The 21779-nt window shown below is 31.3% G+C and carries 19 protein-coding genes, 1 other RNA gene and 3 pseudogenes; 6 read left to right on the top strand and 17 right to left on the bottom strand.

Going from position 1 to position 21779, the window contains the following annotated elements:
• Nucleotides 1-81 precede the first annotated feature (81 nt).
• The 10 genes and pseudogenes from BIY23_RS02310 to rseP form a co-directional block, all read right to left on the bottom strand.
• Nucleotides 82-480, bottom strand: coding sequence for a helix-turn-helix domain-containing protein (locus BIY23_RS02310; RefSeq protein ID WP_261722499.1), 399 nt, complete (start codon nucleotides 478-480; stop codon nucleotides 82-84).
• A 31-nt stretch (nucleotides 481-511) separates the two neighbouring features.
• The gene (locus tag BIY23_RS02305) at nucleotides 512-835 is read right to left on the bottom strand and encodes a YbaB/EbfC family nucleoid-associated protein (RefSeq protein WP_081326525.1); all 324 of its coding nucleotides are present in this window, start codon (nucleotides 833-835) and stop codon (nucleotides 512-514) included.
• A gap of 3 nt (nucleotides 836-838) precedes the next feature.
• A complete protein-coding gene (gene dnaX, locus BIY23_RS02300) occupies nucleotides 839-2248 on the bottom strand; it encodes a DNA polymerase III subunit gamma/tau (RefSeq protein WP_070064955.1) in 1410 nt (469 codons plus the stop codon).
• A gap of 20 nt (nucleotides 2249-2268) precedes the next feature.
• An RNA gene (ffs, locus tag BIY23_RS02295) (signal recognition particle sRNA small type) lies at nucleotides 2269-2364 on the bottom strand.
• Between the two features lie 141 nt (nucleotides 2365-2505).
• Nucleotides 2506-3149: pseudogene (locus BIY23_RS05435) on the bottom strand (transposase family protein); the annotation flags it as partial.
• Nucleotides 3150-3494: 345 nt separating this feature from the next.
• Nucleotides 3495-8231 carry a hypothetical protein gene (locus BIY23_RS05090; protein WP_070064952.1) on the bottom strand — a complete coding sequence of 1579 codons (4737 nt, stop codon included), beginning with the start codon at nucleotides 8229-8231 and terminating at the stop codon, nucleotides 3495-3497.
• Nucleotides 8232-8404: 173 nt separating this feature from the next.
• On the bottom strand, nucleotides 8405-8833 hold the full coding sequence (gene fabZ / locus BIY23_RS02275; protein ID WP_070064951.1) for a 3-hydroxyacyl-ACP dehydratase FabZ: 429 nt from the start codon (nucleotides 8831-8833) through the stop codon (nucleotides 8405-8407).
• A 4-nt stretch (nucleotides 8834-8837) separates the two neighbouring features.
• On the bottom strand, nucleotides 8838-9386 hold the full coding sequence (locus BIY23_RS02270; RefSeq protein WP_070064950.1) for an OmpH/Skp family outer membrane protein: 549 nt from the start codon (nucleotides 9384-9386) through the stop codon (nucleotides 8838-8840).
• A complete protein-coding gene (gene bamA / locus BIY23_RS02265) occupies nucleotides 9383-11749 on the bottom strand; it encodes an outer membrane protein assembly factor BamA (RefSeq protein WP_070064949.1) in 2367 nt (788 codons plus the stop codon). The genes BIY23_RS02270 and bamA overlap by 4 nt, the downstream gene beginning before the upstream one ends.
• A 12-nt stretch (nucleotides 11750-11761) precedes the next feature.
• Complete coding sequence (rseP, locus tag BIY23_RS02260) at nucleotides 11762-12916, bottom strand: RIP metalloprotease RseP (RefSeq protein WP_070064948.1); 1155 nt, start codon at nucleotides 12914-12916, stop codon at nucleotides 11762-11764.
• A gap of 77 nt (nucleotides 12917-12993) precedes the next feature.
• On the opposite strand from rseP, the gene BIY23_RS04895 reads away from it, so the two are divergent.
• Complete coding sequence (locus BIY23_RS04895; RefSeq protein ID WP_081326527.1) at nucleotides 12994-13245, top strand: succinate dehydrogenase assembly factor 2; 252 nt, start codon at nucleotides 12994-12996, stop codon at nucleotides 13243-13245.
• On the opposite strand, the gene BIY23_RS02255 is transcribed toward BIY23_RS04895, so the two are convergent.
• Genes BIY23_RS02255 through BIY23_RS02245 form a run of 3 tightly spaced genes read right to left on the bottom strand, consistent with a single transcriptional unit; the run spans nucleotide 13220 to nucleotide 15442 of the window.
• The gene (locus tag BIY23_RS02255) at nucleotides 13220-13546 is read right to left on the bottom strand and encodes a cell division protein ZapA (RefSeq protein ID WP_070064947.1); all 327 of its coding nucleotides are present in this window, start codon (nucleotides 13544-13546) and stop codon (nucleotides 13220-13222) included. The genes BIY23_RS04895 and BIY23_RS02255 overlap by 26 nt on opposite strands.
• Nucleotides 13534-13809, bottom strand: coding sequence for an HU family DNA-binding protein (locus BIY23_RS02250; protein ID WP_070064946.1), 276 nt, complete (start codon nucleotides 13807-13809; stop codon nucleotides 13534-13536). The genes BIY23_RS02255 and BIY23_RS02250 overlap by 13 nt, the downstream gene beginning before the upstream one ends.
• Nucleotides 13793-15442, bottom strand: a complete 1650-nt coding sequence (locus tag BIY23_RS02245; protein ID WP_070064945.1) for a 30S ribosomal protein S1 — start codon at nucleotides 15440-15442, stop codon at nucleotides 13793-13795. The genes BIY23_RS02250 and BIY23_RS02245 overlap by 17 nt, the downstream gene beginning before the upstream one ends.
• 78 nt (nucleotides 15443-15520) lie before the next feature.
• On the opposite strand from BIY23_RS02245, the gene trmB reads away from it, so the two are divergent.
• From trmB to tmk, 4 genes and pseudogenes are all read left to right on the top strand, one after another.
• Nucleotides 15521-16174 (top strand): tRNA (guanine(46)-N(7))-methyltransferase TrmB, encoded by a 654-nt coding sequence (gene trmB, locus BIY23_RS02240; protein ID WP_070064944.1) that lies wholly within the window; start codon nucleotides 15521-15523, stop codon nucleotides 16172-16174.
• 18 nt (nucleotides 16175-16192) lie between these two features.
• The gene (gene ruvA, locus BIY23_RS02235; protein WP_070064943.1) at nucleotides 16193-16765 is read left to right on the top strand and encodes a Holliday junction branch migration protein RuvA; all 573 of its coding nucleotides are present in this window, start codon (nucleotides 16193-16195) and stop codon (nucleotides 16763-16765) included.
• Nucleotides 16762-17771 (top strand): annotated as a pseudogene (ruvB, locus tag BIY23_RS02230) (Holliday junction branch migration DNA helicase RuvB). The gene ruvA and the pseudogene ruvB overlap by 4 nt, the downstream one beginning before the upstream one ends.
• A gap of 297 nt (nucleotides 17772-18068) precedes the next feature.
• Complete coding sequence (gene tmk, locus BIY23_RS02225; protein WP_070064942.1) at nucleotides 18069-18653, top strand: dTMP kinase; 585 nt, start codon at nucleotides 18069-18071, stop codon at nucleotides 18651-18653.
• Nucleotides 18654-18884: 231 nt separating this feature from the next.
• Here tmk and BIY23_RS05230 read toward each other — a convergent pair whose 3' ends face one another.
• Nucleotides 18885-19043, bottom strand: coding sequence for a hypothetical protein (locus BIY23_RS05230; RefSeq protein WP_186820143.1), 159 nt, complete (start codon nucleotides 19041-19043; stop codon nucleotides 18885-18887).
• 67 nt (nucleotides 19044-19110) lie between these two features.
• Nucleotides 19111-19590: pseudogene (locus BIY23_RS02220) on the bottom strand (hypothetical protein); the annotation flags it as partial.
• 76 nt (nucleotides 19591-19666) lie between these two features.
• Here BIY23_RS02220 and miaA point away from each other — a divergent pair.
• Nucleotides 19667-20560: a tRNA (adenosine(37)-N6)-dimethylallyltransferase MiaA gene (gene miaA / locus BIY23_RS02215; protein WP_070064940.1), complete on the top strand. Its 894-nt coding sequence runs from the start codon at nucleotides 19667-19669 to the stop codon at nucleotides 20558-20560.
• Nucleotides 20561-20718: 158 nt separating this feature from the next.
• On the opposite strand, the gene BIY23_RS02210 is transcribed toward miaA, so the two are convergent.
• The gene (locus tag BIY23_RS02210) at nucleotides 20719-20994 is read right to left on the bottom strand and encodes a hypothetical protein (RefSeq protein WP_070064939.1); all 276 of its coding nucleotides are present in this window, start codon (nucleotides 20992-20994) and stop codon (nucleotides 20719-20721) included.
• Between the two features lie 211 nt (nucleotides 20995-21205).
• Nucleotides 21206-21715, bottom strand: a complete 510-nt coding sequence (locus tag BIY23_RS02205) for a hypothetical protein (RefSeq protein WP_148115211.1) — start codon at nucleotides 21713-21715, stop codon at nucleotides 21206-21208.
• Nucleotides 21716-21779: the final 64 nt, after the last annotated feature.

Genomic DNA, 21779 nt, shown 5'->3' with positions numbered 1-21779 from the left:
AAATAAATTTAAATTCCACTTTTGTAGTGTAAGCCAAACTTTATGCAAGTCAAGCTAATATTATTAGAAACATTGGATATTTTACTGATCTTGTGAAGAAGATAAAGATTTTATTAATGAATAAACTGCACTACGTAATTTTTTATTCTTAATTTTTTGATACTCTCTTACTAATCCTAAGATCTCTTTGCTTTCTGCATCACTTTCATCATTACTATGCTGGAATCTATCACTACTTTCACACAATGCCTCCGTAGAAATTTCTGAAAAGAAATATGGTATATCAATAGATAAGGCTTCTGCAAGATCATATAATCTACTTACTAAAACACGATTTGTGCCTTTCTCATACTTTTGTATCTGCTGAAATGTAATGCCTACTTTCCTTCCCAAATCGCTTTGACTCATACCACGTATAAGCCTTAATTCCTTTATCTTTCTCCCTATTTCCATATCAATATCAGCTTTCTGCAACTTCATCCCTTTAACCTCTAAGTCGTTTTCAGAAAGCTTAAAAAGGAAGATTTAAACCAGGAGGCAAGCAACCTGCTGCAGCACCGCCAAATTTATCTGATTCTTCTTCTAACTTCTTTAAAGCATCATTACATGCTGCTATAACTAAATCTGCTATTACTTCCATCTCTTCATTTTTTAGTTCTTCATCTATATTAACCTTTTTTACTCTATACTTACCTATCTTAACAACAACTACTATTACTGAAACCTTGCCTCCACCAGAAATACCTTGAACCTCTGTACCAACAAATTTCTTTTGTGCTTCTTCAAGTTTTTTCTGCATTTCTTGTACTTGTTTTATCATTTGATTAAAATCCACAACTTACTCCCTGTTCTCTATATTAATTATCTTTGCACCCTTAAAAGTACTTAGTATATCTTTGATTGCAGGTATATTACACCTATCAATTGTAATCACCCATTGATAATTTGTAGCTTTATTTAAATAATTTTTCAAGCTATTATCAAAATCATTATCTAGCTCAGATATCGCTTTTAGCGCCAAGTACCCAGGCTTACAATCGATTAATTGTAGATTACTACATAGCTGTCTGTAAAGATAAATCTGACCATTTTGCTTCAATAATTCTAAAATTTTGTTAAATTGTTGTTGGGGTTGTAAAAGGACTTTTTGAACCACTTGTTCTGGAGAAGGTAAGTCAGAAAGATGGCAAAGAGTGATGAGTAACATTTCAGCATCTACACCATTACATGTAGAAATTTTTATATCGTGCATGCCCTTTAATAACACTCTCCATAATCTTGAAAAGAATATTATAGGCTTTTTTATACTTAATTCTTTTATTCTATTTATTTCATATTCTGTAATTAAATCTTCATGCTTTTTTGTGATTAAAAAACGGCATATTGATTGAATACTCCTCAATAAATCTTCAAAAATATTAATCACATCAGCTATACTACTACCTTTATCAAGTACCACAAAAGCTCTGTGTAAATCACCATCTACTACAGCCTGTAATAAATCAAATATAATATCTCTGTTAACCAAACCAAGCACATCCATTATGTCTGTAGTAGATATCATGTTACCTTTACTATATAACGCAACTTGATTTAATAAGAACAGAGCGTTACGCATTGAATTTTCGGAATAACGTGCAATTAATTCAAGCACACCAGATTCAATAGAATAATTTTCCTTTTCTATCACATTTCTTAAACGTTCTGCTATCTTAATAATGGGTATATTACATAAATCAAATCTCTGACAACGTGTTATAATAGTAGTAGGTATTTTTCTTATTTCTGTAGTTGCAAAAATAAATTTAACATTTGATGGAGGCTCTTCTAAAGTCTTTAATAACGCGTTAAACGCACTGTTAGAAAGCATATGAATTTCATCTATTATATAAATTTTAAATTTCGAGCTTATAGGAGAATAATGAATATCTTCAAGTATAACTTTAATGTCATCTATGCTAGTATGGCTTGCAGCATCAATTTCCATTACATCTGGATGCCTAGAATCTTTTACTGCTAGACAATTTTCACATGATCCACATGGTTTAAAAGTTGGTCCTGAAATACAATTCAAGCATAAAGCTATTATTCTCGCAGTGGTTGTTTTGCCCACTCCACTATTACCAGATAGTAATATAGATTGTGGAATCCTATTCATGGCAAAGGCATTTTCCAGTATACGCACTAATACATCTTGACCAACTAACTCCTTGAAGTTATCTGGACGATATTCCAATGCTATATTCATAGGAAAAATTCGGATAAGATAATGAGAGTAGGCATGCAACCCAAAAATATTCTGATGTGGCTGCTTCATTTCTGATCTGACCAGGTTACAGAGTTTTTGCCTGCATACCTACTAAAAAACATTATATTTTTATTTTACTATCTAGCAAGAATGATTTTATATCATTTTCCTCCTTGCCCATTAGACCCATTGCGAAATGCCAGAAGAAGAAATAAGGATGAGATGAGTGCAAGAATAAGAAAAAGTATTGAAGGTTCAGCAATGATATTGAATCTCATATTGTGTTGCTTCTGAAAATTACGGTAAACATGTGACATAATTTTGAAAATCTTTATTTGCCTAATCTTATTTCATCCTTAATGATGCTATTTCTTATGATGTTCTTTCTACTCTGGTGTTAAAGGTTTCTTACGATACCTTTTATAAGGAATAACAACTTTACTCTGTAATTTTTGCCATCCTTGATATCCAGAATCTGCATACTTTATACTATTTTTAGGTAAAAACTTCTCTTGCTTCCTGATACGAAAGTCATGTGTGCTTCCTGCATATGACTTGGATACTTTTTTCATTTCTTTCCATAAGAATCTCGGTTTTTACTGTGTGCGCTTTCTTTTTTCCAGAATAACTCTTCTTTTTCTTCTTTCAATTCTTTGGACGTTGTATAGGTTGCTCTGTAAGATTCCCATCTGGTTCTATCTTTTGTAATGTTGACCTTCTTTGCTAATAACGGTTCTATTTTCTGTAGTAATCTGCATATCATGTCAGATATCCAAGAAACACGTGTGTTATGTATGTTCTATAATAAACATAAAACCTTATCTTCTAATATGTGATCTTCTTCCATGACTTTCTTATTCTTTTCAACCTTCTCCCACTCAGGACTGACTTCTTCTACTAAATTCTTTGATGCCTACTCCTGTTAATTGCTTGAATATTCTTGTCCTGTTTTTTGAGCTTTTTATAGCTTATGCCCATTTCATATACCCAAAATTACTTGTTTACACTTTTTTCCTTTCTTTCGTAATAGGTTTATTTGCAAGAAAGGTAAGAATCTGTTATAAAAAACGTTTGTTAACAACTGATAAGTTCAGATATTACTTTAACACGTTTCTGTAATAGATTATGTAGGTAGTTTCCAGTGGGAAAAAAGCAAAGCTATAAAAATATAGTGTTCTACCTATGCCTTGCTTTTCTATCTAATAGAATTTCAGGCATAATCCCTTATGAAAAACTTGATTTTTGATTAAATCAAGTCATAACCATATTCATTAGACATTATACTTTCTAAACCATTAGCTAGATAAAGTTCATATTCACCATTTATTCCGCTATGCTCATCCATAAACAGATTATCTGTTAACTCGTAATTTAGCTCCTTGATCATATTCTTATCAATATTACCTATTATATTTCCATTTAAATTGGTTAATACTAAATTATAGTGATCATCGTGCTTCAGGATTTTTATGTATACTTGATCTTCAGTATATTTTTTATCATGAATGACAAACTTACCTTCCTTAAAATAGTATTTTTCTTCTGGTAAAATACCAATTTGATAGTTTGATTTATGTAACTTATTCCAGAATTCCAAAACAGCACTTTTTTCTGTTTGTGCTGCCTTATCATATAAAGACTTTATATCATTATAATCTATTACAATGCATACTTTATGTTTCCCTTGTGAATCTTGATCATAACTTTTTTGTATTCTTAAAATTGTATCCTTAATAATTGCTGGTGTATCATGTTCATGAGTTTCATGGTCAAGAGATCTCTTAATTATCGTTTTACTATGCACTCTATCAACTTGTTCTGTAACCCAGTCAGAAAATTCTCGATTATAATCCTTTACATCTTTCATAAAATCTTCAACAAGTTCTTTACCTTTAGTACCACTCTTTGCAAGAGCATTAATCAATCCATTTAGTAAATCAGGATGCCTATCCTCGAGAAACCTTATTACCTGTTCTGCTTCTGAATAATAATGCTTTCCACGATCATTGTTATTGAGTATTTCATCTGGCTTAAGATCTTTATCTTTTATGGTGGAAAGAATATCAATGTCTACGTGATTATTTATATTCTTTCCGTCCTCTATATTTGCAATATAATTAGCTATTCCTTCATGCATTGCTATAGGCAAACAATCACCTGCACCATAATAAGAATTAATAATAGTTAAGGCATGCCCCAGTTCATGCTTCAAGGTTTTAAAAAATTGCTGATCCTGAAGATAAAGATAAATATGAATATTTGAATTGTGCCCATGTATTGTTAATCCAAGATTATCTTTATTAAAAATATTTAACTTTTTTAAATAACTCGTATAATCATCTTGAGTATTAAATAAATAGAGATTAATTTGACTAGAAGTAGTGCCATAATTACCGACAGCAAACACAGCTTTAAAATTCTTAATGGTACTGCTAATAGTATCCTTGATGTTACGTAATGCATAATAATCTAACTCTTGTGTGTCGTATCTTATATCTAATCTAAACTTATCTGATGCAAGCAGTATAGTCTCACTATGCGGGACTAACTCTTTTATCATATGATAGCCACTTGCATTATTCATCCACTCTTTAAATTCATCGCCAGTACTCAAAATTTCTGTTTTAAAATCAATTTTATTAAAACTCACTTCACTGAGTAACTTGTTTATTAAGTACGGATGCTTTTCCTGCAAAAACTTTACCAAACAATCTGCTACCATGTAATCCTTAACCATATCATGCAAGCTGTTACCTTGCATTTTATCATATGCTGCCTTTATATAATGTGGATTGAAATCAATATCCTTCTTATCAAGGTTATAATTATACATAAAAAGTTTCATGCCCGTACGCAAAAATTCAGGTACTTTATTAAAATCACCTGTAGCATATTCAAGAAATGCATCACTCATTTTTTCCATTATATATCCAGATTTTGCACAAGAAAGATTTCCTGCATTTGCAAAAACAAAAGTCTTTGCTATTATGCCATCATCTTCATCTGTTCTTACTGTACCTCCACCCCATAATTCATCATAAGTTTTACCAGAAAATTCTTTTATATATTTTTTATAATCATCATAATTCTTGAATATATAAAGCTGCAATTTTGCTGTATTACCATTATTACCTTTTTGTTGACAAAATTCGTTACACCACACTTCATAAGCTGCACGTATAGTTTGCTTTATATCATCAAGAGTATAGCTTATTAACTCTCCATATTTTATCTCTATCATAAAATTATCGTTTATTACTAGATCTTCCCTATTAGGAAATAATAACTTCTCACCTTCCATCTCATCAGCATAATTCTTCTCTAATGATCTTTTAGCCCTGAATAATTCAGCTGTTTCAGTAAAAGTGTCAATTTGTTTGGTATCTAATACTTTATTTTGTTCTGTGGCCTGCTCCTCCTTAAAAAATATTCTCTGGTAGTCAGTATATCCATTATCTGTCTCCCCTATATCCCCCTTACCTTGATTAAAAATTATTTTTTTGTTTCCATCCTGCATACTCTCAATATGAACCTGTGGAGAAACTGATGCTAAAAAATCATTGTAGCTATAATTATAATCTGCTGAAAAAAATATTTTATCCTGAAATTTATGGAAACTATTAGATAGCATGCCAATTTCTTCAGTATCATGAAACACTTTCACCTTAGTAAAATATATCATGCCCTCTGTCCTTATTATTTCTCCATCAGAATTTCTTCGTATTTGATAATCATTTGGGTCAAACTTGATATTAAAAAGCGTACCAGGCTTATACTTATCAAAATTTATCAATCCTATATTTACATGCTTATGAGAATAATCTCTTTTTTCATATTCATGTGCAAAAATCGGGTCTATATATCTATATTCATCAGATACATCAGGCATGCCTCCAGGATTTTCATTGCCATCTTTTGTACAAGGAACTAACTTAAATTTGCCTTCATCTCTTACCAATTTTAAGTGAGTAATGCTCTTTGGAAATTGAAATCTGATATTTTTTCCATAATCATGAATAAATAATTCACTATCATTAACAACCTTTCCATTTACATCCCTTATTTCTTCAGTAAGATAAAAACCTATATTTTTAAATGTATATAAAGGATTAGTTTCTTGCTTTATAATTGCCTCGTATACATCATCATCTGTTCTATCCGTACCTTTACTGTCCAGTAGTTTACCTTTTTCTACAAAAATCTCCTTTTCCATTTGTTGCTCAGAATATTGAGCAGATTGTGAATTCTTATGGCTTAAAATCTTGATATTTTGAAGTTGTAATGAATCTAGATCTGCTGCTTTTATATGTCTTATGCTAGGATTTAGTAATTCATTTTCATGTAAATGTGGTACATTGAAATATTCATCACTCTTAACTGTCCTGCCATCTATAAAAGAGGCTTTATAACTGCCATTTTCTTTAGTAATCCCTATATAAGCACCACCATCCTGTTTAACATGCATATTGTGTAAAGTATCACTAAAAAAGAACGAATCCTTGTTTTGATCCTCAACCTGTTTAAAAAAACCAACCTCACTTAATAATTCTCCAATTTTTGTATCATTTTCATCATATACAGATAGTGCACTTGTCATTCCTTGACCCAACGCTCTAATAGAAAACATAGTACCTTCCTGTAATGGTATATTTCCTATTAAAGATGGATTAATAGTAATTAATTCTTCCAGCATTTGAGAATAATCCTTTACGGCATTGTTTTTATATTGGTTGAATTTTTCATACGCCGATCTATACTTAGCTTCATAACTAGCATCAGCATCATTTTGATTTTCAGTATATTGCTTACTAATTTTATTAAACTTTTCCACTACTCTCTTTATATGCTCATCGTGGTTTGCAATTACCATAAAGGCTTGTGCTTTATAATTTTCAGTATCTCTATAGTCATTACCTTGTTTATCACAGTAAATTAATCTATACTCGCCATCATTATTTTTAATTACTTTAAGAAAATGATACTCCTTTGATATATCCAGATAGTCATTTGTTGCTTTATTAATTGCACGAGCATAGTTACAAAATGATATATGTTCTATATGGGAAAAATCACCTACATTTTCTCCTTTCATATTATCTATATTAGCTTTGTAATAAGATACATTCTTAATTTCTCCATCTACTGTTTCTTTTTTAGTTGCTATGAATTCACCCTTCGTCACATGTAGGGCATTAATATCTCGCATTGCTACATCTGTATTATTAGCATCAAGCCAGTTTTTGAAGTGATTATCACTCTCTATAATTTTGTTAAAAAACTTTTCTGAATTTTGTATATCACCCAAACGTTTACTATCTATAAAATTCTTTAATAAATATGGTTCACTCTCTTGCAAATACATTACTAACGCATGACCTGTCTTATAGACTAAGCTATTTTGTTCACTATCTCCTGAATATTCTAATTTAAGAATTTCACTTAAAGTCAGATTTTTATCTTGTGTCACGTCAATACTTGAACCTTGAGATCCAAATTTATAATCTGCACTATGTTCAAAGTAATCTGCAATTCCTTCTGATAAAACTGTAGGCAAAGATTCTCCATTTGTTGCTAGGTGAGTTAAAAAATGTGCTAATTCATGTTTTAGGTTATGAACATCACCTTGCTGATAAACATATATTTCAGGCAAACCAGATATACCTTGCTTATAAAATTTTCCTCCCTCATCTCCTAACCCAAGATTAAAATTTCCAATTCCGCCAAGATATTTATAATCATCTCTATCATCAAAAATGTAAACTTTTACCACCTGTTCTTGATCATTACAATTTAAATTAAAAAAGCTTTTAGATTGAACAACTGTCTCCTTTATATCACTCTCAATTTTAGAAATTTTGCTTACTTTTAAATTGTTATGGTAAACTTCTACTTTAATATTTAAATCACTAATCTTAATAACATGTGGTTTATCAAATCCACTGCCATTATTATTAAAATATTCATTATTGTTATGCCTAATCATGTTTACATAGACTCCAACTTATTAAACTTTATATTAATGATAAAAGCGTACTTTTAAGGAAGTGTGAATTTTGATGCTAGCATGGTTAATATCTTAGTAACAAGATATATGAACCTAATAATTTTCAAACTTTTGAAATGTTTGTTTTTGCAAAAAAGTTTAAAGCAACAATTTTAAAACGTCTGTAACATAGCCAAAATTGTAGCTTCTGCCACTTTTTCTTCATTAACATATGCAATACACTCAAATTTACATGTTTTTAAGCGTGCTTTTTGAATATTAACTTGTAAAAGCAAAGTATCCCCTGGTACAACAGGTTTCCTGAATTTTGCACTTTCTATAGATACTAAATATGGTATTACATTTTTGTCTACGTTGCCACTCATGCACAGCGCAGCAGCCTGAGCAAGAGACTCAATTATCAAAACACCTGGCATTATTGGATGATTGGGAAAATGACCAATAAAAAACGGCTCATTAAATGTAACATTTTTTATTGCTCTTATCCTTCTACCATAATCACAATCTAATACTTTATCTACCAAAAGAAACGGATAAGAATGTGGCAGTATTTTTATAATATCATTGATCCCAATCTGCATTTATTTATTTTACACCTTTTAAGTCAAATTTCGGCATTACTTTATTAATACTCTCCAATACTTTATCGGATAAATCTATTTTATTTTTTAAATACCAAACTACATTTTTTTCAAACACCAAATCTATCTTCTCGCTCTCTGCTACCTCTTTAATCACTTCTTTTACCTTATTAACAATACTATTTATTGCATCATTATAATTATGGTCCAAACCTGATGCTCTTTTAGTATAATGGTCCCTAATTTGCGATGTGTCTCTCTCAATCTGTTCTTGCTTTTCCTTTTTAGCTTCTTCTGATAACAGATCAATCTCTTCTTGTGATAACCTAAATTTATCCATTTCTTTTCTAAATTCTTGCTCTAACTCAAAACTTTGCTCTTTTAATTGCTGTCCTATATTGTTTAGGGCTAGAGAATTTTTGATGATTTTAGTGCTATCAATAATAGCAAGTGTGCTTTCTGTGCTGCTTACGTGTTCCGGATTTTTCAAAAACGAAAAAAACAACGATACTGAAGAAAAAAGCACACAAATAAGAATTAATAAATTTTTCATGATGAAACTCCTGAGTCAATAGAAAATCTAATATTTGGTGAAAGTAGCTTATCATAACTCTCTTTTACTATTGGAAAACCTACATCAACCCTTAATCTTCCCACCCCAAAAGGAGAAGGCACAGAAATGCCAAAACCTGGCGATATTCTTAAAAGCTTACTATCTTTTTCCATATCTTTACACCTATCACCTTCACAATCCGGACTACAAAGTGTAGCGTAATCAATAAATAATGACCCTTTTAGTCCTAGCTGCTCGTAGAACTTTGGTAGTGGAAAATCTATTTGTTTTGTAGCATTAAAATAAAATTTGCCACCTAAAGAATTGCCTTCTTTGTCTCTTGGACCAATACCAGAGACCTCAAACCCCCTAATTTCACCACCACCTTTGAAAAAGTGCTGACCAACACTTAACCTCTTATCAGAACACGAAAAAATATAACCAGTCTCCATTTTAAAACGAAATACTATATCATCACTTATACTTTTTAATATAGGACGAGCTAAAAAATATGAGCCTTCTGATTTTAGAAAATTTACATTTCCTCCGAACACTGAAGTATCTCCTTTGAGACGCAGTAAATATCCATCTGTTGGATTACGAAAACTATCTAACTTATTATACTGCAAAATATACCCTATTGCTGAAACTCGATCGTGAATATTATCCTTAATACTTTGTGTACGCAAACTATCTGAGCCACCACCTTTCCTGTCTAGTACTACTTCTTCCGTATTTCGCCCCTTATTATAATATATATCCTCATCTTTATAATAATAACGTATAGAATGCATTAAATTCTCTGTTATTCTACATGATGACCCGATTGATAATCCTGATTTTGTATTACTAAAATCACTATTTAAATGTTTACTATTTTTGTGAAATACACCTATATCTAACGAGTTGTCTGAATCATTAATGTGATTTATAATCAAGTTAAGATCTACAGCAGATGCATTTTTGCTTTTTTCCACAGCACAATAAAACTCATGTCCACTACCAAATAAATTCTGCTCTCTTAGCTCGCCTCTAAAGGATATAACTGGAGGCCAGGACATCGTTTCTGTGCGCCCGCTCAAGAGTATTGCAGAAGTACTTTGCTTCTCTTTCACTTTTAAATTAACGTTAACCGAATTATTATCTACTTTATATTTATTTATTTTGACCGCAGAAAAAAAATCGGTACCCATTAGCCTGTGATATGATTTATTGATCTCAGATCCATTATACGGATCACCTTCTGCTATACTTACCTTGCTCCTAATAACCTGATCCCATGTACGATCATTACCATCAATTATAATCTTATTTACATAAGTTTTCTCGCCTGGAGATATTCTATAATTTATATCTATTATATTATTGTTTGTCGCATACTCTGAGCTAACTTTTGCAAACATATAACCTTTTTCATTTAAAAATTTACTTATTTTCTCTACTGTATTATTCACTTCAATTTCATTGAATACCTTGTCCTTTCCTGTATCAAAAAACTTTGAGACCTCTTCAGCGATATCCAATCCATAGCTCCCATCTTCAACGCTTACTTTACTAGAACCCAATAAATACTGCTTCCCTTCGTTAACCAAAAAAGTCACATATGTGTTATAATCATCATTCACTTCAATAATTGGTTGAATGTAACTATCAATATATCCTTTAGATGCATAAAAGTTACTCAGCCGGTCTATGCTAATAGACAAATATTGATTAATATTTTTATCAATTCCAAGAAACAACTTATTAAATATATTACTGCTACGAGCCTTAACCACTTGTATTAAATCATCTTCAGGAAAACTTTTATTACCAATAAATCTCACACTTTTAATTTTAGAGCCTTTTCCTTTGTTTACCTTAAAAATCAAATCCACTCTATTATCACCAAGCATGACTAGCTCATGCTCAACTTTTGCTCCAATGTTACCATTATTCCTATAAAAAGTGGCTAAATTCATCAAATCAGTCTGTAACTTCGTTTCAGTGAATATACTTAACGGCTTTAATGTAATTACATTATCCAATAGTTTTTGTTTTATATAATCAAACCATTCATCAGTTTTCAGCACTATCTTATTAATTATAGGGTTTTCTTGAACCCTTACTATTAAGTTTTGTTCTTGATCAAGATAAGCATTAACATCAACAAATAGGTTAGTTTTATATAACCCCTTTACCAATAAGTCTAAACCATCATCACTTATATACTGACCAGATTTTAATTTGATATAAGAACCTATAGTCTGGTTACTTATGCGTTGATTGCCTAAGACTTTTATATCTTTTATTTGAAAACCTTCAAAAGCAATAAGTGCAACAGGGATGAAAGCTATAAATAATAGACAAAACAGTCTTTTCATATGCTTATAACTTCATGTGCTTATAAAATGTTTCATATCATTCCAAACTGTAACTACAGTGAGTAATAATATGATAGAAGCTCCAAGAATAGCAGCATACTTTTGATACCTTAAACTTATATCCCTACGTATTATCGCTTCTATAATATACTGAAATAAATGACCTCCATCTAATAAAGGTATAGGCAGCAAATTCATTATAGCCAAATTGGCTGAAATCAATGCCATAAAATTTAAAATCACTAATACACCTTTTTTTACTGACTGAACAGAATATTGAGCTATTTTGATAGGCCCACTTATCTCACCTATACTGCGTTCCATTGTGATCATCTGAATAATAGCTCTAAAGGATAAATATATAGTATAATACGTTTCTTTTATTGCTCTATCTATAGATTCCAGAAAAGATGGATTCTTTAATTCTGGATTCATTAAAACTATACCTATAGTTGGCACTTCTACCACATTGCCAGCAATATCCTTATTTTTAACTTTTAAATAAGCTATAATAGTTTTATATTTTTTATTACCCCTCATATATTCAATTTCCACATTTTCCCTATTAATGTGCAGTACCATTATACGTCTAATGTCTTCAAAAGATTTAACCTTATACCCGTTAACTTTTGTTATAGTATCGCCTGGTAATAATCCTGCTTTTTCTGCTGGGCTATCTATTACAATATTTTGCACAACTGGAGGTATATGATAATAACCCCATACAGCAGAAACTACAGTAAAAACTATAATAGAAAATAATATATTTGCAAAAGGTCCAGCAAAAACTATTGCTGCTTTTTTATAACGTGGTTTTGCAGAAAACGCATACAACTTTTCCTTATCTGTTAAATCTTGTTGATCAATAGGAATGCTTGCTGCATTCATGTCGCCTAGCATCTTAACATAACCACCAAGTGGAATAATGCTAAGCCTCCACCTAGTACCAGATTTGTCATTGAATCCAAAGATCTCAGGACCAAAACCTATAGAAAATGACTCAACTTTTACTTTACATAGTTTAGCAACGATATAATGTCCAAATTCATGGACAAAAATTACAACAGAAATTATTAAAGAAAAAGATAGAAAATAATACAATGAAAAAGATAGAAAATAATACAATGCATAGCCAAATTTATGTATTAAACTAGCAACCAACTCCATGGATATGTTTACATGTAATTAAGTTCTAAGTATATTAAAACACATGTCACTTGGCAAGTATTTAATTTATGAGCTACATTATCAATATTTCCTTACTAAGAAAAAAACTAATATATAGAAGTTTACACAGAGGTTGCAAAGAAACTGACATCCTTTTAGGGCAATTCGCATTAAAGTATATCTACAAACTCTCTATACAAGAATTAATAGAATACGAAAAAATAGTAAATCTTGATGACTATGATTTATATTGTTATCTTACTAACAAGAAAGAGGCACCTTGTACACTGAGTAAGAAAACTCTTATGTTAATTGCGAACCAAGACTAGCTAGAATTTTTTCTACTTTACCTAATACTTCAATGCACTCAATTTTCTTTTTATGCTTATATTCTGTATATTCTTTATTGACCGTATTGAGCTGCTGCGTTAATTCCAAAACCTGATCTTCAAGTGTTAAAGCTGCAAGCAGAAAATTCAATGCATCTGAACCCTTGCCACCAGTTTTTTGTAAAATAGTATCAACTAAATTATCAAAGCGGCTCACTAAATACAATAGATGCTCTCTCTTTGCATCTTCACAGGACACTTTATACACGTTATTGCGTACAACTATTTCTACTGTTTGCATGAATTCACTTCGCTTATCAAATTTCTACTACTACGAAAATAGATCTTGAAATATCTGTTTTTTACGAGCTTATCATTGATCTTCATCACATTATAACTCCTCACTGAAAATGAACCAAATCTTCTAAATTCGATCCTGTTATGCTCTTTAAGTGCATCAGATAGTATTTCAAAAAATATATTAATTACTAATGCAACTATTTTCTTATCTAAAACAGAATGTTTTTCTAAAACTCTTGCTGTAATATCAGATTTTGTCGCCATCTAGATTAGCAGATAATACTATCTTATATTTTTCTATGCCGAGTATTTTTACTTCTATCTTTTCTGAAATAGCAAATTTTCTATTTCCAGGTAAATTTTCTTGTTCTATTAAAATACTTACATCATCTGCAGCTTCAACAATTAATCCACTATCTTCTTTTTTACTTACAGTAACCTGCATTTTATCTCCTACACTAACTTTTTTTATCAACTCCTCAAGAGGATCATATTCTATCTGTCTTATACCGAGATAAATCTTGCCTCTATTAACATTTGCCCTTATTACCTTCGCTTTTACCTGATTACCAATATGATATTTCTTAATTTCATCTACACCACTGTTAGACCAACTTAAATCTTTAGCATATATCACTCCTTCTACATTTTTATCTATTTCATTATCAGTAAAAACAATAGATATAAATGACCCTGTATTACTTTTAACTTCTCCAGATATGATAGAACCAGGAGGATATTTATAAATAAATTTCTGCCAAGGATTTTCCGTGCATTCCTTTATACTCAGACTCATTCTATTTTTAGGCAGATCGATATCAAGAATCATCACATCTACCTCTTGTCCCCTTGCCACAAGACTACTAATTGGCAAATTACTTCTAATCCATGCAATCTCTGATGAGTGAACCAAACCTTCAACTCCAGGCTCAAGCTCAACAAATAGTCCATAATCCTCTATACTTGTCACATGACCCTTATGCATGCTGCGAATCGGATACCTCAACTCTATATCCCGCCAAGGATTGGCTTCCATTTGTTTTACACTTAATGATACTCTTGAGTTTTCCTGATCTATTTTTATAATTTTAGTTTTAATATTTTGTCCACAACTAAAAACTGCTGAAGGATGACTTACTCTAGTCCAGGATATATCTGTAATATGCAACAAACCATCTATGACTCCCACTTCTTCAGATTCATGTATACCGACAAATACTCCGTAATTAGTTATACTTTTTATCTTACCCTCAATTATATCACCCTCGTTTAAAGACTCTAAAAATTTAGCTTTTTCACCTGCATGTAACTTTGCTAATACAAACTTTCTTGATACTACAATATTACCCTGCTCTTTATCCATCTTAAGTATAATAAATTTCTGATCAGTCCCTATAAGATGATCTGCATCTTTAGTCTGTTTCGAATCCACATGACTTAATGGTAAAAAAGCACTTATTCCATCACCAAGATCAACAATAAAGCCACACTTTATTGAACGTTTAATAACTCCATGAACTTCAGATTGTGTAGCCGCATCTTCCGTCAATCTATTCCATTTTTCAACTCTAATTGCTTTTTCACGACTTAAAACAACATTACCACTATAATCTTCGATTCTGTCTACATACACATTAATCTTAGCACCAACAGTAATTTCATCGTTAGCGCCCAATTCTTTAATCAGGATTCTTCCATCCGACTTTAGCCCAAGATCAACTACTATGTCGTTAGCATTTATTCTTGTAATAATCCCTTCTTCTACATTTCCTTCCTTTACTCTTATATTATTAAGAAATGACTCCTCATCTAAAATGTCAACATTATCCTCAAACAATATTTCATCTATAAACCTGTTAGATGACAACCTCCTAATAGTCGATGATGTATTAGCCATTTATATAACCTTTATTTAATTTAAATTAAAATTATATAATATTAACAATTAATTACAACAGATAATACAAGCGTTGATATGACTACAGAGAAATGGATTAGATCGTTTGCTAGAAGATCCAGACTAAAATCAAATGTTAGTCAAAATCTAGAAAGCCACTCTATTCAAAATACTAGAGAATGTATAGATACAATCATAAGTTCACAAAAAAAAATATGGGTAGAAATTGGCTTTGGCAATGGTGCAAACATCCTCTACTATGCACTAAATACAAGCAGGATCATGCTAATAGGGTGCGAACCTTATTTAAAAGGTGTATCAAAATTACTAACAAATATAAAAAAATATGATTTAAAAAATNTATTAATATGGATAGAAGATGCAAGAAAATTGATTATTAATTTCCCTAACAATAGTATTGAAAGATTTTTCATTCTCTTCCCAGACCCATGGCCAAAGCGAAGCCATAACAAGAGAAGGTTAATCAATATAGAGTTTTTAAATTTACTAGCAGAAAAAATGCTTGATACAGGCTATATATTAATAGCAACTGACCATAATGATTATGCAGAATGGATAATCTTATATATAAACAGATGCCATTATCTAACGTATACAGAATACTACTTTATTAATGCCCCTATTACAAAATATTACAGAAAAGCACTTTCTCATCAACATAAAATCAGGTTTTTCAAAGTAGAAAAAAAATGTAAGATCTGTTCAACATAAAAGTAGGATAAATACAAAATGATAGGAACTTTAAGTGGAACAGTTGATGAAATTTATAATGACCACATAATACTGAATGTAAATGGTATAGGCTATATCATATATCTTTCATTACAAACCTTAAATTTTTGTATTGTTGGAAAAAAAATTAAGCTTTTCATCGAAACCAATTCAAACAGCAGGGAAAACACTATACAGTTATACGGCTTTATAGATAAAGAAGAACAACAATGTTTGCGTCTGCTTATCAAAATAAGTGGGATTAGCTATAAAATAGCAATATCAGTCTTGAGCAAATTAACTCCTGAACAATTTTATTCAGCAATAGCAAATGAAGATAAAATTTTACTTAAAATGAGTGGATTAGGTACAAAGCTCGTTAACCGACTCATTACCGAATTACATGGTAAAATTAGCAAAGTCAAAACCAATCATTACCTTATCCATGAAGATGCTGTTTCAGCTTTAATTAATCTTGGTTATGAAAAAATGAAAGCTTATGATACAGTGAAAAAAATACAAGATAATTTACCAAGTTTAGAAACTAAAGATATAATACGTATAGCACTTAAGGATCTATCAACATTATGAAATCGATTTTGTGTAGCAAGGAATATGAAGAGGACACACGTAACACTAACATTAGACCTGAACAATTAAATGATTTTATTGGGCAGCAAGATTTAATACGCAATTTAAAAATCTTTATAGATGCTGCATGTACAAGAACCGAAGCACTAGATCACGTTTTACTATGTGGACCACCTGGTCTCGGAAAAACAACTTTAGCTCATATTATTTCCAAAGAATTAAGGGTCAGTTTTCGTGCAACTTCTGGCCCTTTACTCAGTAAAGCTGGAGATTTGGCAGCAATACTTACAACCCTTAATGTAAAAGACGTGCTATTTATTGACGAAATACATAGGTTGAACCGTAGTATTGAANTGAAGAGGTGCTTTATACTGCTATGGAAGATTTCTGTCTAGATATATTAGTAGGTGAGGGCCCATCCACTCGTACTTTAAGAATTGATCTTCCACCATTTACATTAATAGGTGCAACAACACGACTTGGGTTACTCTCTGCTCCGTTACGAGATAGATTTGGAATCCCATTACATCTTGAATTTTATTCATTTACAGAGTTGATAGAAATAATCAAGAGAAGCGCTAGAATCCTTGCCATAGAAATCGAAAAAGATGCAGCACAAGAAATTGCCAGCAGGGCACGTGGTACCCCAAGAATTGCATTAAGATTATTGAAAAGGATAAGAGACTTTGTTGAAGTGGAAAATAGTGCAAAAATTACTTATGAAATTGCTGATTCTGCATTACTTAAACTAGGTATAGATAAAGTAGGTCTCAATAAATTAGATGTAAATTACTTGAAATTTCTATTCAATACCTCAGGCCCAGTTGGCATTGACACCATATCGATCGCACTTTCAGAAGATGTTGGTAACATAGAAGAGACAGTAGAGCCTTATCTAATTAAAATCAGTTTTATAAAGCGCACACCCAGAGGACGTGTTTTAACTAATCATGCAGAAAAATATTTAGATTCTGTATACAAAATCAGTATTAACAAAAAGATCTAGCACCACCCTGATAAGATAGAAGAAGATGAAGGACCGTTTTGTTTCGCAACATCATATAGTTAACCCAAGAAAAAGAAAGATATACAGTTTAAAGTTATATCTTGAAAATTAGCTCTATAAGACATATTTTAGGATATGTCTATATCAAAATGGACAAAAAGTAGAGCATTTCAAAACCATAAATGTATTTAATGTGTCTTTTTAAGAAAAATTCTTGTTTTAAAAACTATTGTAAACCATAGTTATATTACACCAGAAATTTTTTGAGCATTAATTTCGCAAATGGTCTAATTATATATGTTTATAACTTTTGAAGGAATAGATGGTTCTGGTAAGACAACACAATCAAAATTACTAGCAGATTGTTTTGCTTACCATGATGTAGTGTTAACTCGAGAACCAGGAGGTACATATTTTGCAGAAAAAATAAGGAAAATATTATTAACAAGTGAAATTGATCGTACTGCTGAGCTTTTATTACTTCTTTCAATGCGGCAAGAACATATGGAAAAATTAATACTGCCATCCTTACAAGCAGGCAAAATAGTTATATGTGATAGGTTTATTGATTCAACTATTGCCTATCAAGGCTACGGACTAGGGATTAGTTTAGAGTTAATAGAAAAATTACACAATTTAATAAATATCAAGTATCCAGATATAACGTTTATCCTAGATATTGATGTTAAGCTTGCACTACAGAGAGCACAAAATAAAAATAAGTATGAAGTAATGGACTTGAGCTTTTACAATAATGTAAGAAAAGGCTTTCAGACAATAGCTGCAAAAAATCGTCACAGATGCCATATAATTAAGGAAACTGAAAAAGCAAGCAGCAGTCAAATACATAATACAATCATTAACATGGTATCTATCAGATAGACGTTATCATCATTCTCATCACATCCAGAATCAGAGCCCACCGAGTCCAAATTCGGCATCAATTTTTTCCTTATGTCTCTTGGAGGAAATTCGCCCATCCTGAGTTCTCCATAATCTGCAACATCCATAGAGCCAGTTCTACTCTTTGCAAGAAAATTTCTCCCTTATCCTTATCAACTCATACATAATGTCATGCTGCTCTTTCGCGATCCTTACCACGTACCAAAAAGACTAAATCTGAGCGGCCTCTTCTTGTTTAATCAGCAAGGACCTATCGTTAAGCATTCTACTTTTATTTTTTATTCCTCTACTTTTAGCAAAGGCTTCTGGTATACCAGGTGTTTGTGCTGCTAACTCAGATAGACTAGTCATCATCATCGTCGTCATCATCGTCATCCTCATCGTCATCCTCATCGTCATACTTATCCTCATCATATTCAGAATCAGAACCTCCACCGCCAAATTCTGCATTAATTTTGTTCTTTATGTCTCTTGAAGGAAATTCGCCCCATCCTGAGTATAGTATTTCTCCATAATCTGCAACATCCATAGAGCCAGTTCTACTTTTTGCAAGAAACATTTCTTTCTTATCTTTATCAACTAATACATAATGCCATGCTGCTTTGTCACGGTCCTTGCCACGTACCAAAAAGACTAAATCTGAGCGGCTTCTTCTTGTTTGATCAGCAAAGGACCTATCGTTAAGCATTCTACTTTTACTTTTTATTCCTCCACTTTCAGCAAAGGCTTCTGGTGTACCAGGTATTTGTGCTGCTAACTGAGAAATTTTATCTTTTGACCCAAGTATATTTGCTTTTGTGTTGCCAGATGCACACTTGTTAGCAAACCTACCAGCACCATGTTCAGCAGAATCACTTTCAGTCTTTTTCTTTATAAAGCGATTAACAAATGAATTGCCCTTTTTGTCTTCTGCCATAATAACCTCCAAACTTTAGCTTACCCTTACTCTAAGTTTTAGAATATAATAAAATGTTAATTAAATTAACATTTTAATGCAAGACAAAATAATAATAATTACGGGAATTACAGCTTCAGGCAAATCAGAATTATGTGAAAATTTAGTAAGCAAAAATGCTAATATTATTATAATAAATTGTGATTCAAAACAGATATATAAAAATATTCCTATTATTACTGCTCAACCACCATTACAAGAGGAACTATATAGGTTATACGGATATGTCTCAGTAAAACAAAAATATTCTGTAACTTTATGGATAGAAGATTTAAAGCGGGAAATTGACAATGCGAAAAAAAACTCAAGGCTACCTATTATTACTGGAGGAAGCGGGCTCTATATTAATAGTTTAATTAATGGTTTGTCATTTGTTCCAGAAATTAGTGAAGAGGTAAAAGAACATGTTAACGCATTAAGGACAAATCTCAATAAAAAAGAATTTTATCAATTAGTATTAAACAAAGACCCTAAAATTCTTGGTAAAATAGCTGTTAATGATTCATACCGTCTCTCAAGAGCTCTTGAAGTTGCAACTGAAACTGGTTATTCAATATTTACTTGGCAAGAAAGTAATAGAATCTCTACTACATTGCAAAATTTCAAAATTTATAAAATTTTGCCAGATAGAGAATATATATATCATAAAATAAATTCACGTTTCGTAACAATGATTAAAAGTGGAGCAATTGACGAGATAAAATTTTTATTAGATATGAATCTTGATCCGCATTTACCAGCTATGAAAGCGCATGGTGTGCCAGAGATCATAAAATATTTAAATGGTGAAATTGCCTTAACTGAAGCGATACAAATTGCGCAAGCTAATACAAGACACTATGCTAAACGCCAATATACTTGGTTTAAAAATCAATTTCCAGATTCAGAGATAGTTGAGTGTGCAGATAAGTTATTAAATTTAGTGCTGTAACAAAGTTACTTGCTTCCTTTGAAGCAAGAGAATTGACTTTTTTAAAAGTAATAAATTTCTGATTTACTCTACCTATTCACATAGATAACTGGATTGATACATCAAAACTTAATAGCTAACTTTCTTATGTTAGCCCTAAGGGCCACACTCTACCTCTGTTAATGACCTATCTTGTTTTTATCTTTTAAATGACTTTGATATGATGTAAATATTTTCTGAGCTAATGCTAATTTACCTTCATTAATTGTTTTTTTTCCAAACTTAATTTCTTCAAGTTTTTTACCATCATTTACTTTACAAATACTTTCATATAGCTTTTTTACATTATGTTCTGTTGCAGTTTGGTTTTTTAACTGTTGTTCACAATCATCTTGTTTTTTTAAACACTCTTTGCAATCATCATTGCTCTTACTCCACTTTGTAAAGTCTTCCATATCAGATAGATGTCTACCCCCTAATCAGCTTGCTGCAAAAATTCTTAAAAGCTTTACAAGATTCTTCATCTTCTACAGATTTCTTTATCTCATCTCTGACTTGGCAATATATAACCCTTTTTCTTCATTAAATTTCTCTTTTGCGTCACTAAATTCATCTAGCAATAGCTCAGCTATTAAAATTTTACCAGAACCAGGTCCACCAATGACCTTAAATGCAGTTCTTTGGTGAATTGGTTTGGCTTATTGGTTTGGCTTGTGTATTTAAAACTTCTAATTGGTCAGAGTATAGTATTATTATCTCTTTATCATTATATCTTATATTATGTATTGTGAGTGATCTTTCTGCCAAGTGATCCACTACATTTGATTCTTGAGAAAAATATCTAATTATTTCTTCATAATCTACATGAAATTCTTTTGTCGAAAACTTATTATATTCATGATGTGACAATATTATGAAAATGGTCAAACAATTTTTATCCTGGCCTCCTATATTAATCTTAGCAACTTCACTTAATACACGTACTCTTTCACCTATCCGAAAAGATAGCCAATTATCGCTTCTACCATGCAGCTTCTCTAGCTTAAGAGTACCATCATGAATCTTGTCTTCCATTTCTTTTTTAGTGCTTTGATACTTATCATGACTGATTAACTGCGGATGCCAGAACAAGCAATCCACGTGCTCATAATGCTTATAGCGTGTCTTTTTTGACATTTTAATCTCAAAAGTACCAAAAGTGTAATACATTCAAGATCTACGTGTAACTTAAAAAACGTAG

The sequence above is a fragment of the Wolbachia pipientis genome, assembly GCF_001752665.1.
Classification (GTDB): domain Bacteria; phylum Pseudomonadota; class Alphaproteobacteria; order Rickettsiales; family Anaplasmataceae; genus Wolbachia; species Wolbachia pipientis_A.
Note: the sequence above shows the minus strand (reverse complement) of the source record. Positions and strands in the feature narration are given on the sequence as shown.

What these genes read in the sequence shown, in the direction of transcription:
- BIY23_RS02255 (WP_070064947.1), bottom strand. Translation starts at nt 13,546, where the DNA reads ATGCAAACAGTAGAAATAGTTGTACGCAATAACGTGTATAAAGTGTCC.
- BIY23_RS02205 (WP_148115211.1), bottom strand. Translation starts at nt 21,715, where the DNA reads ATGTCAAAAAAGACACGCTATAAGCATTATGAGCACGTGGATTGCTTG.
- tmk (WP_070064942.1), top strand. Translation starts at nt 18,069, where the DNA reads ATGTTTATAACTTTTGAAGGAATAGATGGTTCTGGTAAGACAACACAA.
- rseP (WP_070064948.1), bottom strand. Translation starts at nt 12,916, where the DNA reads ATGGAGTTGGTTGCTAGTTTAATACATAAATTTGGCTATGCATTGTAT.
- BIY23_RS02210 (WP_070064939.1), bottom strand. Translation starts at nt 20,994, where the DNA reads ATGGAAGACTTTACAAAGTGGAGTAAGAGCAATGATGATTGCAAAGAG.
- bamA (WP_070064949.1), bottom strand. Translation starts at nt 11,749, where the DNA reads ATGAAAAGACTGTTTTGTCTATTATTTATAGCTTTCATCCCTGTTGCA.
- dnaX (WP_070064955.1), bottom strand. Translation starts at nt 2,248, where the DNA reads ATGAATATAGCATTGGAATATCGTCCAGATAACTTCAAGGAGTTAGTT.
- BIY23_RS05230 (WP_186820143.1), bottom strand. Translation starts at nt 19,043, where the DNA reads ATGATGACGACGATGATGATGACTAGTCTATCTGAGTTAGCAGCACAA.
- miaA (WP_070064940.1), top strand. Translation starts at nt 19,667, where the DNA reads ATGCAAGACAAAATAATAATAATTACGGGAATTACAGCTTCAGGCAAA.
- fabZ (WP_070064951.1), bottom strand. Translation starts at nt 8,833, where the DNA reads ATGCAGATTGGGATCAATGATATTATAAAAATACTGCCACATTCTTAT.
- BIY23_RS05090 (WP_070064952.1), bottom strand. Translation starts at nt 8,231, where the DNA reads ATGATTAGGCATAACAATAATGAATATTTTAATAATAATGGCAGTGGA.
- BIY23_RS02250 (WP_070064946.1), bottom strand. Translation starts at nt 13,809, where the DNA reads ATGGCGACAAAATCTGATATTACAGCAAGAGTTTTAGAAAAACATTCT.
- BIY23_RS02310 (WP_261722499.1), bottom strand. Translation starts at nt 480, where the DNA reads ATGAAGTTGCAGAAAGCTGATATTGATATGGAAATAGGGAGAAAGATA.
- BIY23_RS02245 (WP_070064945.1), bottom strand. Translation starts at nt 15,442, where the DNA reads ATGGCTAATACATCATCGACTATTAGGAGGTTGTCATCTAACAGGTTT.
- BIY23_RS02270 (WP_070064950.1), bottom strand. Translation starts at nt 9,386, where the DNA reads ATGAAAAATTTATTAATTCTTATTTGTGTGCTTTTTTCTTCAGTATCG.
- ruvA (WP_070064943.1), top strand. Translation starts at nt 16,193, where the DNA reads ATGATAGGAACTTTAAGTGGAACAGTTGATGAAATTTATAATGACCAC.